This window comes from Hymenobacter tenuis, from assembly GCF_054780495.1.
On record NZ_BAAGWF010000001.1, the window covers coordinates 981,070 to 993,683 of the forward strand.

The 12,614-nt window shown below is 56.8% G+C and carries 11 protein-coding genes; 4 read left to right on the forward strand and 7 right to left on the reverse strand.

Translation table 11 applies throughout. The annotated features are described in order from the left end of the window. Positions 1–157: 157 nt before the first annotated feature. Positions 158–931 (reverse strand): AMP nucleosidase, encoded by a 774-nt coding sequence (locus ACYVGU_RS04290; RefSeq protein ID WP_460612296.1) that lies wholly within the window; start codon positions 929–931, stop codon positions 158–160. Between the two features lie 189 nt (positions 932–1,120). Here ACYVGU_RS04290 and ACYVGU_RS04295 point away from each other — a divergent pair, with 189 nt between their 5' ends. Next, positions 1,121–1,576 carry a type I restriction enzyme HsdR N-terminal domain-containing protein gene (locus tag ACYVGU_RS04295; protein WP_460621053.1) on the forward strand — a complete coding sequence of 152 codons (456 nt, stop codon included), beginning with the start codon at positions 1,121–1,123 and terminating at the stop codon, positions 1,574–1,576. 26 nt (positions 1,577–1,602) lie between these two features. On the opposite strand, the gene ACYVGU_RS04300 is transcribed toward ACYVGU_RS04295, so the two are convergent. The 4 genes from ACYVGU_RS04300 to ACYVGU_RS04315 all read right to left on the reverse strand — a co-directional run bounded on the left by ACYVGU_RS04300 (position 1,603) and on the right by ACYVGU_RS04315 (position 6,438). Continuing rightward, positions 1,603–3,498 (reverse strand): LTA synthase family protein, encoded by a 1,896-nt coding sequence (locus ACYVGU_RS04300; RefSeq protein WP_460621054.1) that lies wholly within the window; start codon positions 3,496–3,498, stop codon positions 1,603–1,605. Positions 3,499–3,558: 60 nt separating this feature from the next. Next, positions 3,559–4,152, reverse strand: coding sequence for an SMI1/KNR4 family protein (locus ACYVGU_RS04305; protein WP_460621055.1), 594 nt, complete (start codon positions 4,150–4,152; stop codon positions 3,559–3,561). A gap of 168 nt (positions 4,153–4,320) precedes the next feature. After that, a complete protein-coding gene (gene ald / locus ACYVGU_RS04310) occupies positions 4,321–5,448 on the reverse strand; it encodes an alanine dehydrogenase (RefSeq protein ID WP_460612292.1) in 1,128 nt (375 codons plus the stop codon). 216 nt (positions 5,449–5,664) lie between these two features. Next, complete coding sequence (locus ACYVGU_RS04315; protein WP_460621056.1) at positions 5,665–6,438, reverse strand: DUF1573 domain-containing protein; 774 nt, start codon at positions 6,436–6,438, stop codon at positions 5,665–5,667. 245 nt (positions 6,439–6,683) lie between these two features. Here ACYVGU_RS04315 and ACYVGU_RS04320 point away from each other — a divergent pair, with 245 nt between their 5' ends. Then, positions 6,684–9,107: an alpha-ketoacid dehydrogenase subunit alpha/beta gene (locus ACYVGU_RS04320; RefSeq protein WP_460621057.1), complete on the forward strand. Its 2,424-nt coding sequence runs from the start codon at positions 6,684–6,686 to the stop codon at positions 9,105–9,107. A gap of 80 nt (positions 9,108–9,187) precedes the next feature. Here ACYVGU_RS04320 and ACYVGU_RS04325 read toward each other — a convergent pair whose 3' ends face one another. Next, positions 9,188–9,739, reverse strand: coding sequence for a hypothetical protein (locus ACYVGU_RS04325; protein ID WP_460621058.1), 552 nt, complete (start codon positions 9,737–9,739; stop codon positions 9,188–9,190). Positions 9,740–9,856: 117 nt separating this feature from the next. On the opposite strand from ACYVGU_RS04325, the gene ACYVGU_RS04330 reads away from it, so the two are divergent. Continuing rightward, the gene (locus tag ACYVGU_RS04330; RefSeq protein ID WP_460621059.1) at positions 9,857–10,858 is read left to right on the forward strand and encodes a long-chain-fatty-acid--protein ligase; all 1,002 of its coding nucleotides are present in this window, start codon (positions 9,857–9,859) and stop codon (positions 10,856–10,858) included. Positions 10,859–10,943: 85 nt separating this feature from the next. Next, complete coding sequence (locus ACYVGU_RS04335; protein ID WP_460621060.1) at positions 10,944–11,294, forward strand: Imm32 family immunity protein; 351 nt, start codon at positions 10,944–10,946, stop codon at positions 11,292–11,294. A 120-nt stretch (positions 11,295–11,414) separates the two neighbouring features. Here the strand turns inward: ACYVGU_RS04335 and ACYVGU_RS04340 are convergent, their stop codons facing one another. After that, complete coding sequence (locus ACYVGU_RS04340) at positions 11,415–12,593, reverse strand: sigma-54-dependent transcriptional regulator (protein ID WP_460612287.1); 1,179 nt, start codon at positions 12,591–12,593, stop codon at positions 11,415–11,417. Positions 12,594–12,614: the final 21 nt, after the last annotated feature.

Here is a 12,614-nt window from a genome sequence, read left to right on the forward strand (position 1 = left end):
AATGCAACCTCAGCACGCGAGAAACTTCAAATTCTCTTAGAATGACGACCTTTTAAAAGCATCTACCGCTCTACCACACCTCAGCTCGTATCTAAAAGACACAAAAAAGCCCCAACACCAGAGCAGGGGTTGGGGCTTTCTGTGGGGTAGCAATGGGCTATTCGAAGCGCATGTGCTTTACCGATTCACCGGAGTTCTTCAGCTCCAGCAACGAATCAATGCCGATTTGCAGGTGCGAGGTCACGAAGTCGGCGGTGACTTTCTTGTCGCTTTCCGAGGTTTTCACGCCTTCCGGCGTCATGGGGTTGTCAGATACCAGCAGCAGAGCGCCGTGCGGAATCTCGTTCACGAACCCTACGGTGAAGATGGTAGCCGTCTCCATATCCACGGCCATGGCCCGGATCTGGCGCAAGTACTCCTTGAAGTTCTCGTCGTGCTCCCATACGCGGCGGTTGGTGGTGTATACGGTGCCGGTCCAGTAGTCTTTCTCGTGCTTCTTGATCATCGAAGACACGGCGCGCTGCAACCGGAAAGAGGGAAGGGCCGGAATTTCGGCAGGCAAGTAGTCATCGGAAGTACCCTCGCCGCGAATGGCCGCGATGGGCAGAATCAGGTCGCCGAGCTTGGTTTTGTTTTTCAGGCCCCCGCATTTGCCTAAAAATAGCGCTGCTTTCGGCTTCACGGCCGAAATCAGGTCCATAACGGTGGCTGCCATCGGGGAGCCCATGCCGAAGTTGATGATGGTGATGCCGTTGGCCGTAGCCGTTTGCATGGGCTTGTCCAGGCCACGTACCTCCACGCCAAACTGCTCAGCGAACATGTGTACGTAGTTAATAAAGTTGGTCAGCAGAATGTACTGGCCAAAGTCATTGAGGGGCACGCCGGTGTAGCGGGGCAACCAGTTTTCAACAATGTCGGCTTTCGTCTTCATAGGGTATGGAAATGATGAGTTACTTGGCAAACGGCTGCGTCGGTATCGGCCGCGGCTGTTTGCCGCCACCAGCTACGTACAGCCGGAAAATTTAGGTACAAAAAAACCGTCGGAACCCAAGGGAAGTGGGTGCGACGGTACGGGAAGAAAAGCGGGAGTTGCGTGCCCTGGGCCGTACCTTTGGAGGTGATGCAAGAGTTGAACCTGCCGCCTTTCGAGTACAAAGTTACACAATCCAGCGAAAATTTGCTAATCTGGGACGTTCTGCGCCGCCGCAACGTGGTGCTCACGCCCGAGGAATGGGTGCGCCAGCACGTAGTGCATTACCTCATGCATCATCGGGGCTACCCCAAAGGCCTGCTGAGCTTGGAGCGCGGACACCGCTATAACCAGCGCCAGAAACGCACCGACCTAGTGGCCATGGATGCGACCGGTAAACCACTGTTGCTGGTAGAATGTAAAGCGCACACCGTGCCCATTACGGCTGCCGTGGCCCTGCAAGCGGCTACCTACAACCAAACCATTGGGGCCCCGCTGCTTTTGCTCACCAATGGCCTCAGCCACTTCTGCTGGCGCGTTGACTTCGAGCAGCGTACCAATGAGCGCCTGCTAGAAGTGCCCGCATTCGGCGACCTAGTGCGCTAGACTAGGTCCTGAAGGCCGGTAAAGCCTTATTTGTAAAAACTGTTATCGGCCAGCCCGTTCAGCATAAACTGCACGCAGGCTTTGAGCTCATCGCCGTATTGGCGCAGCTTTTCGGGGTTGGGGTTGGCCAGTGGGGTAGCAGCCAGCTGGTGCCGGCGGTAGGGGTACAGCTTCACCTGGTTGTCCACGGTCAGCTCCGTTACGAAGTCAGTGTGCACGAGAAAGTAGCTGCCGCCGCTCAGGAACAGAGCCCGCCCCGTGTTCGTGGAATCGAATACGGAATAGCCGAAGGGCAAAAGACGGTGCTCCGGCGGCACACCAAGGTAGTCGAGGACAGTGGCGGGTACGTCGGCATGCTGCGTGATGCGCTCCACGTTGGCTGCGGGTAGCTTCCGGGTTGGGTGGAACAGCAGCAACGGTGTTTTGTAGCTGCCCAGCGTGTTTTGGTAGTCGGCCCGCAGGGTTTGCGAGGTGTGGTCGGCTAGCAGGATAAACAGGGTATTGGAGTACCAGGGCTGAGTGGCGGCGGTTTTAAAGAACTGCCGCAGGGCAAAATCGGTATAGCGGATGGAGGCATGAATGGGCAGCCGACCGGGCGCAAACCGGCCTTTGTACTGGGCCGGCACCGGAAATGGCTCATGCGAGGTAAGCGTAAATACCGTGGAGAAAAACGGGGGCTTTTGCTGCGTGAGCTGCCGAGCAAAGTATTGCAGATACGGCTCATCATAAATGCCCCAGTTGCCATCGTAGTCGGGGCTGCGGGCGCCCTGGGGGTATTCGTTCAGGCCGTAATACTGCTGCATGCCCGTGATGCCAGCAAATGTGTTGAAGCCCATGGTGCCGTTTTCGGCCCCATGAAAAACGGAGGTTGCGTAGCCGGCTCGGCCTAGCAATTCACCTAGTCCGTGCAACTCGTTGGTCTGGAAATTGGAGGTGATAAACGCACTTTCCGTCAGGGCCGGCAGGCCCGCCAGCACGGCCGGTAAGGCCTCTATGGAGCGGCGGCCATTGGCATAGTGGTGTCGGAAAAACAGACCCTGGGCCGCCAGCGAGTCAAAAAAAGGCGTGTACCCTTTACCCCCGTTTTCGATGCCGTTGTACTCTGAAGCAAAACTTTCTACCAGCAGCACCACCACATTATCGCGCGGCGGCTTTGGGCGCGGGGCCGGGAAATGCGCGGCCAGCGCGGGTTGCAGGGCGGCCATAGATGGGAAATACTCGCGCCGCTCCGGGGGCTGGTAGCCTAGGCTTTTAAGGAAGGTAAAGGTGCTGTTGAGCGTAACGTGGCCCAAGATGGGCGGCGTCTGGACAAAGGCGTGGCCGGTGCGCAAGGGCTTCAGCTGCAACCCGCCCCGGATGCCGAGCACCGTAAGCCCCGCCACCAGTACAAACTCCAGCCCCGGCCGCAACCACCGCTTGGGTGAAGTAGAAGTGAAGGGCGCTTCTACCGGTTCAGGCTTTGGAAGGGGGTAGTAATACCACAGCAGCCCGAACAGCAGCGCGAAAGGAATCAGTAAAAACCAGTAGTGCCCGGCCAACTGGCCAGCTTGCCGCTGAATATCATCGGTGATGGTGAACAGCTCATTGCTAGTGCGCCGTCCAATAAACTTGAAATACTGTGTGTCAATTAGATTAACGGCTATGCCTGTGGCGTTCAGGGTCAGGTACACGCCCCGCACCGTCCCTTGCCACCGCCGCCCCCGCGAAGGAACCAGGGAAAGCAACAAAAAGGGCACATTCAGGAGCAGCAGCCCCGCTATATCAAACCGAAACCCGTGCCAAAACGCCAGCACTACCTGGGCTGCAGTGGCCTCGCGGAACACATCGTGGTTGGCCCAGTAAAAGCCCAGGCGCAACAGCACATAAATGCCCAGCAGTAAAGCAAACCGCCGAATCAGCAGGCGCAGGAATTCAGATGGCATAGCAGAGAACAGCAAAGGCGGCTTCGGGGCTTTCGGGGCCTAGTAAGCCGGCCACAAGCACTACAATGGTTTCAGGCGAACCTGCTGCCCATCGGGCAGATTTTTGATCTGGCGGTAGAAATCAGCCAGCCAGGTGAGGCGCGCGGCCGCGGGTACGGCCTTTGAGCTAGACTTTGTGGTGGTAGCAATGCAAACAGGTGGGTGCAAGCTCAGCAGCTCGCCGGGGCGCAACACACCGCCACCTTGCTGGAAGGTTCGGAGCGGTTGCATACCTAGGGCGTCGAGCGGAAACTTCTCGGCCCCGAACTGAAAGTGCTTAAAATCAACTTCTAGGTCGGCTAGCTCACCCGTTTCGGTGTCCAGGAACAGCACCGCGTCGCCACGAAGCAAGAACTGGTTGCCCACGCAATCCTGCGCAAACGGGATGTCGGTTTCTACTACCGTATCATAGGTGCGCCAGAACGCGTTTTCGCCTTGCCAGGCTTCGGCCAGTGAGTGCCACGTGGGCTCAGTTACGCAGCCCCGAATGTGCAGTCCGCCAAAGTAAGCCACTACGCCGTTTTGCTCGCGCAGAAAAGCCTGCAAGTAGGAGGGAAGACGCGCAAAGCTGACCAAGTCCGTCAGCTCGCCGCCCGTGTATAGAATGCCTTTCATAGGAATAGCAGCGTGAAGCTCCAGCTTCGGGTTTAAGTGAACCATGGCCCTAGGGAGCCAGTTCAACAGCAGAAAGCAAGCACAAAGCTGGAGCTGCGTGCTACAGAAAAAGCCTTTCCGACCACGCGGCCGGAAAGGCTTTTCCGTTAAGCTTAAGAGGGCCAGAAGTTACGCTACGGCTTCTTCCATTACCGACTCCACCGACTCCAGGGGCAGGCCCCATGCATCAGCAACGCCTTTGTACACCACTTTGCCGTGCACCACGTTCAGGCCGAGGCGCAGGGCCTCGTCGCGGCGGCACGCTTCCTGCCAGCCCAGGTTCGCTAGCTTCACGGCGTAGGGCAAGGTAGCGTTGGTGAGCGCCAGCGTAGAGGTGTAGGGTACGGCACCCGGCATGTTGGCCACGCAGTAGTGCACGATATCGTCGATGATGAAGGTTGGGTCTTCGTGGGTAGTGGGGCGGCAGGTTTCGATGCAGCCACCCTGGTCCACGGCTACGTCAACGAGTACAGTGCCGGGGCGCATGGTCTTCAGCATGTCGCGCGTGATGAGGTGAGGAGCCTTCGCGCCAGGAATCAGAACGGCGCCGATGATGAGGTCGGCGGTTTTGATGGCTTCGCGAATGTTGTACTCGTTAGAGTACTGGGTTACCACGTTCTTCGGCATGAAGTCGTCAAGCTCGCGCAGGCGGTTCAGGCTGATGTCCATCACGGTTACTTTGGCACCGAGGCCAGCGGCAATTTTAGCGGCTTGGGTTCCTACAATACCAGCACCTAGTACCAGTACTTCGGCAGGCTTCACGCCGGGTACGCCACCTAGCAGAATGCCCCGGCCCTTCAGGGGTTTCTCCAGGTATTTAGCGCCTTCCTGCGGAGCCATGCGGCCAGCTACTTCGCTCATGGGGATGAGCAAGGGCAGCGCACGCGAAGGCAACTCTACGGTTTCGTAGGCCAGGCACACGGCTTTGCGCTCAATCATGGCGTGGGTCAGTTCCTCGCCCGAGGCAAAGTGGAAGTACGTGAACAGCAGCTGGTTTTCCTTGATGAGAGGATATTCCGAGGCAATCGGCTCCTTCACCTTCACAATCATTTCGGCCTTGCCATACACATCAGCAATGGTAGGCAGAATGGTAGCGCCTGCCTGCTCGTACTCCGCATCAGAGAAGCCGCTGCCGTTGCCGGCGGTTGACTGCACGTACACATCGTGGCCATGCTTACGGAATTCAGCTACGCCGGCGGGGGTCAGGCCCACGCGGTTTTCGTTGTTCTTAATTTCTTTCGGTACGCCGATAATCATGGCTCGAAGCAAAGAGTGAAGGTGGGGTGGATGAGGATTGCCGGGAAAGGCGGGGCAAAGATAAGGCATACCGCTGGCATTGCGAGGGTACGCTGGTTCAATCCTTAGGCCAGAAGTACTACCCCCTAAAACGCAACAAGCCTCCGCTAGCAGCAGAGGCTTGTTGGGAAGTGCGCAGGCCCAAAAGTTGAACAACTTTCCGCCTAGGCCTACTTTCTATTTAAAGGGTACCGAAGAGCCGCTTTCCTTTACCATGCTGCCCGAGTTCAGGTCCTGCACCACATTGGCTTTCAGGGTCAGCTTGGCGTCGCCGGTGAGGTCGTTGCTGGTAATAACCACGGGCTCATTTTGCACGCCCAACTTGCGCTGGCCATACACGAGTTCAATGGTAGCGCTCTGACCGGGCTTGATGGGGGCAGGGGCATTTTTGTAACCTACGCAGTAGCATTGCGAGGTAATGGAACCTAGTACCAGATCTTGCTTGCCGGTATTTTTCACGGTGAAGCGCGCTACGGGAGCCTGGCCAGCCTCCATTTTACCAAAGTCATGCGTGGTGCGGTCCAGCGTCAGGCGCGGCGACTGCGCCAGCTGGGCCGGCGTCAGCGTCGATTTTATCTGCTCTTTGTTCAGCACGTTGCCTTTAATGGTCAGCACCGAACTGGGCGTGCTGGCATTACTGGTAACCGTTACCGTTTTGTTGAAAATGCCAGGCCGGCCCGAGCTGTTGTACACTGCTTTTACCATACCGGTTTTGCCGGGCAGTACGGGCGTCTTAGTCCAGTCGGGGGTGGTGCAGCCGCAGCTGGCCTGCACATTGGCAATGATAACGGGTTGGTTACCGGTGTTCTTGAACCGGAACTCGTGGGTGGCCATGGTGCCTTCCGGTACATTGCCAAAATCGTGAAGCTCCTTATCGAAGGTGAGCACGCCCTGAGCCTGGGCAGCAACGGACCCCAACAAGGCCAGCAGCAACGTGAAAACGTGTTTCATTGTGCTTAGAAGCTAAAGTGAAAAGCTAAGAAGTTAGAAAGAAAACAGCTGCCGTGCGCAAAAAGAGCAAAAACCGGGTTGGCTGCCCACCCACGTTGTGCTGTTCGCTTCCTAATCCAAAGATAACAGCAAAAACGCCTATCACCGCATCTAGCGTAAATCCGTACTTTTGGGGGCCTGCTTTCCGGGAAGCAGAATCCCACCCGCCTTAGTTCCCGGTTCCCAACCACCCGCCTGCCTCCCTTATGTCCACTGCCGAAACCGCCGCCGACGTGCAGATTAGCATCGCCTCCCTCACCAAAGAAGACCTGCTCCATGATTACCGCCTAGGCTGGGAAAGCCGTCAAGCCTCCCTGGCCGGCCGTAAGGAAGTATTCATGGGCAAAGCCAAGTTCGGAATTTTCGGCGACGGCAAGGAAGTGCCCCAACTGGCCATGGCCCGCGCTTTCCGGGCCGGCGACTGGCGCTCGGGCTACTACCGCGACCAGACGTTTATGCTCGCCATCGGGGAGCTGACTTTGCAGCAGTACTTCGCCCAGCTCTATGCCCACGCCGATGTAGAGGCCGAGCCTTCCACCGCTGGCCGGGCCATGAACGGCCACTTCGGTACCCGCCACCTCGACGAGGACGGCAACTTCAAAAACCTGGCGGAAAGCAAAAACTCCTCCGCTGATATTTCCCCGACCGGTGGCCAAATGCCCCGTTTGGTAGGTCTAGCGTACGCCTCCAAACTCTACCGCCAAAACCCCGAGCTGCACCAGTTTTCGCAGTTTTCGGTGAATGGCAACGAGGTAGCATTTGGCACCATCGGCAATGCTAGTACGTCCGAGGGTATGTTCTTCGAGGCCATTAACGCGGCCGGCGTGCTGCAAATCCCGATGCTGATCAGCGTGTGGGACGACCATTACGGCATTTCAGTGCCCGCCGAGTACCAGACCACCAAGCAGAACATCAGCGAGATTCTAAAAGGATTCCAGCGCGAAGGTGAAGGCCAGGAAGGCTTCGAGATTTTCCGGGTGAAAGGCTGGGATTACGCTGGCCTCGTGGATACGTATCAGCGCGCCGCCGAGGTGTGCCGCACCCAGCACGTGCCCGTGCTCATTCACGTGCAGGAAGTAACCCAACCGCAAGGCCACAGCACCTCGGGCTCGCATGAGCGCTACAAAAGCAAAACGCGCCTTTCGTGGGAAGAGGAGCACGACTGCCTGCGCAAAATGCGCGAGTGGATGCTAGCCGAAGGCCACGCCTCGGAGCAGGAGCTGGACCAGATTGAAAACGACGCCAAAGAAACCGTGAAAGTGGCCCGCACAGCCGCTTGGAGCGAATTCTTTAACCCCATTAAGCAAGAGCGCGACGAGGTAGTGGTGCTGCTGAACAAGCTGGTGGCTGAAACCGGTACCGAAAACAAGTTGCATGAGCTGGTAGAAGGCCTCGAGCACAACTCCGCACCCATCCGTGCCGATCTGGTGCGCACGGTGCGCCGGGCTTTGCGGCAGGTACGCGGCCAGCGCAGCGGTGCCCGCCGCGAGTTGCAGAACTGGCTGGAGCAGGCCCTGGCCGAAAACGCCGACCGCTACAACTCCTACCTGTTCAGCCAGAGCGAAGAAGCCGTGCTGAATATTGAGGAAGTGAAAGCCGAGTTTGCGGCCGACGCTCACCTAGTAGATGCCCGCGAGGTGCTGCAAGCCTGCTTCGATGCCAACTTCCAGCGCGACCCGCGCATCTTCGCCATTGGTGAGGATGTGGGCCGCATCGGCGACGTAAATCAGGCCTTTGCTGGCTTGCAGGAGAAATTCGGCGAGTTGCGCGTGACGGATACGGGCATTCGGGAGTGCACCATCGTAGGACAGGGCATTGGCGCTGCCATGCGCGGCCTGCGTCCCATCACCGAAATCCAGTACCTCGACTACCTGCTCTACGCCATCCAGATCCTGAGTGATGACGTGGCGTGCTTGCAGTACCGCACCAAAGGCGGCCAGAAGGCTCCGCTGATTGTACGTACCCGCGGACATCGTTTGGAAGGCATCTGGCACAGCGGCTCGCCAATTCAAATGATTTTAGGCGCCATCCGGGGTATGCACTTGTGCGTACCGCGCAACATGACGCAGGCAGCCGGCTTCTACAACACGCTGCTGCGCTCCGATGAGCCGGCAATCGTGATTGAGTGCCTCAACGGCTACCGCCTCAAGGAGCGCATACCCTCCAATGTGGGCGAGTTCACGCTACCCCTCGGTCAGCCCGAAACCCTGCTGAAAGGTGACGACTTGACCATTGTAACCTACGGCTCGATGTGCCGCATTGTGCTGGATGCCGCCAAGCAATTGGCCGAAGAAGGCATTTCGGTGGAGGTAATTGACGTGCAGACCTTGCTGCCCTTCGACGTAGACCACGTTATTGCCGACAGCATCCGGCGTACCAACCGCGTGCTGTTTGCCGACGAAGACGTGCCCGGCGGTGCTACGGCCTACATGATGCAGCAAGTGCTGGATGAGCAGCAAGTATTCCGCTTCCTCGACTCGCAGCCGCGCTGCCTTTCGGCACAGGCCCACCGCCCACCCTACGGCTCCGATGGTGACTACTTCAGCAAGCCCAACGTGGAAGACGTGTTTGATGCCGTGTATGAGCTGATGCAGGAAGCCGACCCCAAGCGGTTTCCCCAGATTTACTAGCTAGTAACACAACAGCGGGCTCCCGCGCTTGCCTGAACACCTCAGGCAGCGCGGGAGCCCGCTGTTGTAAGCTCAACTGCTTATGGAAGAATAACCGGACTAGTGGTTATCTCGTTGCTTTCGTGCAGGGCACGGTCGGCGATGTACACTTTAAACCGCACGGCGGTATTAGGGGCAAAGCTACCTTGGCCGAAGATCAAGCCGAAGGTCAGGTCGCCACGGAGCGGCGCTTTACGGTCGCCTTGGGTATCCGGCTCCAGCCGTGGGTAACGGCTGTTGTAGTTGAACCCGCCCAGGTCAAGGTCGCTGAAGTTGCCGTTATCGTCCCGAATCTGGGGGGTTATGAAGTAGTTGTTATAGTACTTGTTGGGCTGGCCATTTGCATCCACCTCATTAAAAGGCGGATCGGTGTCCTCGTTGCTGAGCCCCAGGTCGCCGTCGCCGTCCTTGAACGAGACGGTTATTGAAATGGTATCGTAGGTGCCTTCCCGTTTTTCGATGCGGCGGCTCTCAATTTTGCTGAAGCTGATTTCCGGCGTATCGGAATACTCGGGGGCATTCAGGCAGGAGGCAACGCCTAAACCGGTGAAGGCCAATAAGGCCGTATAGCTGAGAGTACGAAGTATGGCCATAGCAAGTAGAAATGACTGCCGGGAGGCGCGGCCTCCATCGGCTGGAAGGTACAACATCTAAACGAACGAAGTGCCGCCCGCATTGTTCTGTAATTTCGCTAACCCTATCACCCGCGAATGAGTTTCCGCGAAGACTACCTGGCCGCCTTACCCTTGCTTACCTACCAAACGGCGGAAGCCGCTGCGCTTCAGCTGTTCCGCTACCAGGCCCAGCACTGCCCACCCTACGCCGCCTATCTGGCAGCGCTGGGCCGCGACCTGAGCCACGTGAGTAGGGTAGAAGATATTCCGTTCCTACCTATCGAGTTCTTTAAAACCCATGAGGTGCGCACCGATGCCGCCGGCTGGGAACCGCAGGAAACTTTCCTGAGCAGTGGTACCACCCAACAGCAGCGCAGCCACCACTACGTCCGAGACCCGCACCTATACCGTCAGCATGCAGCCCGTATTTTTGAGCACTACTACGGCCCGCTGTCTGGCTGGACGGTGCTGGCGCTGTTGCCCTCATATCTGGAGCAAGGCAACTCCTCGTTGGTGGCCATGGTGGAGTATTTCGCCCAGCAAACGGGCCAGCAGCAACCCGCCTTTTTCCTGCACGATCATGCGGCGCTGGTTCAGGCCTTGGGTGAGGTTAAACAAGATGCTTCGCGTAAAGTGCTGCTGATTGGTGTGAGCTATGCCTTGCTGGATTTTGCCGATGCCTACGCTGGCCGCCCCGAGTTACTAGGCCTCACGGTGCTCGAAACCGGCGGTATGAAAGGCCGTCGCCGCGAAATGATACGCCAAGAGCTGCACGCCGAACTTAAGCAGGCTTTCGGGCCCGACGGAATTCACTCCGAGTATGGCATGACGGAACTGCTGGGCCAAGCCTATAGCTTCGGCGACGGCCGCTTTCACGCGCCACCCCAGCTACGGGTGCTGCTGCGTGAGCCCTCCGACCCGTTCTCTGTTTCGGCCACTAGGTCGTCGGGGGCCATCAACGTCATCGACTTGGCCAACGTCGATTCCTGTGCCTTTATCGAAACCAAAGACCTAGCCCGCATGCACCCCGATGGCTCGTTTGAAGTTCTCGGCCGCCTCGACAACTCCGATATCCGAGGGTGTAATCAGATGGTGTAATGACTAACTCAACTTTATTGATGGGGCCAGGATACCACTTTATAAATGTGAACTTCTGTTAAACGAATTTAGGAATTAGGAAATAATGACGAAATACAAACAAACGAAAGGCAATGAAATCGAAGGACTTCTGGACATATTCATTGCTCGATATGAAGACGACGAGGACGGAGAAATAATAAAAGGAACGGAAATATTAATCCATGGGAATCCAGAAGGACTTAAATCCCTTGCGAAACTGCTCTTAGAAATTGCCGAACTCGATCAGGAAAAAGTAAACAATAACTACTTGCCAGTAGGAGCACGAGAACATTACCAGCTAAGGCCAGGCATTGAATTATCGAATAGTTCTGATCAAGTAATTGTTGGAAGGCTCGATGCAAAAGGTACAGGCGCTTTTTACGAAAGGTTTATACCAAAAGAGAAGGGAAAATGAAAGGATAGCTTTACTTCCTTGATCATCCTACTGCAGAATAATAATGAATCGAGCTACAACAAAAAGCGGCGTCAGAATCAATTGATTCTGACGCCGCTTTTTGTTGCCAAAACGTCAATTTTACTTCCCAGCAAAAGCTCGGGCGTCGGCTTCCGAGATGGTGTCGTCGCTCATGATGACGAGTCGCTCCACCACGTTGCGCAGCTCCCGGATATTGCCGCGCCAGTCGAGGCCTTGCAGGTAGGCCAGGGCGGCGTCTTCAATTCGCTTGGGCTTAGTGCCGTAATCAGCGGCAATATCTTTCAGGAACTTCTCAATGAGAGCCGGAATATCGTCGCGACGGTCGTTGAGGGAAGGAACCTGGATGAGGATAACGGACAAGCGGTGGTAGAGGTCTTCGCGGAAGTTGCGGTCGGCAATTTCCTGGAGCAGGTCCTTGTTGGTAGCGGCCAGCACGCGCACATTCACCGAAATTTCTTTCTCGCCGCCTACCCGCGTGATTTTGCTTTCCTGCAAAGCGCGCAGCACTTTAGCTTGAGCCGAAAGGCTCATGTCGCCGATTTCGTCCAGAAACAGCGTGCCGCCATCGGCCTGCTCAAACTTACCAATGCGCTGCTTTACGGCCGAGGTAAACGAGCCTTTTTCGTGTCCAAATAGCTCGGATTCGATCAGCTCAGAAGGAATAGCGGCGCAGTTTACCTCAATCATGGGGCCGCTGCTGCGGTTGCTGAGCTCGTGCAGTTGGCGGGCTACCATTTCCTTGCCGGCGCCGTTCGGGCCCGTAATGAGTACGCGGGCATCAGTGGGAGCAACCTTCTCAATGGCTTTGCGCACGGCCGTGAGGGCTGCCGAGTCGCCAATCATTTCGGAGTTCTTGGCCAGCTTCTTCTTAAGGGTCTTGTTTTCAGAGGCCAGCTTGGTGGTTTCGGCCGTGAGCTTGGTGCGGTCGAGGGCGTTGCGCACGGTTACCAGCAGGCGGTTCAGATCTGGTGGCTTCTGCAGGAAATCGAACGCGCCTTTCTTGGTAGCGTCCACGGCCATTTCCACGTTGCCGTGGGCTGATACCATGATGAAGGCCGCGTTGGGCGCCAGAATACTAGCCCGTTCCAGCACCTCAATGCCATCCATCTTGGGCATTTTTACGTCGCAGAGCACCACGTCGTATTTATCGCGGATAAGCATGTCGAGGCCAGTAGGGCCATCTTCGGCTTGGTCAACCTGGTAGCTTTCGTATTCGAGAATTTCTTTCAGCGTGTGCCGAATGGCTTTTTCGTCGTCAATTATTAAAATCCGGGGCATGGGCTAGGAAAGGCAAATGAA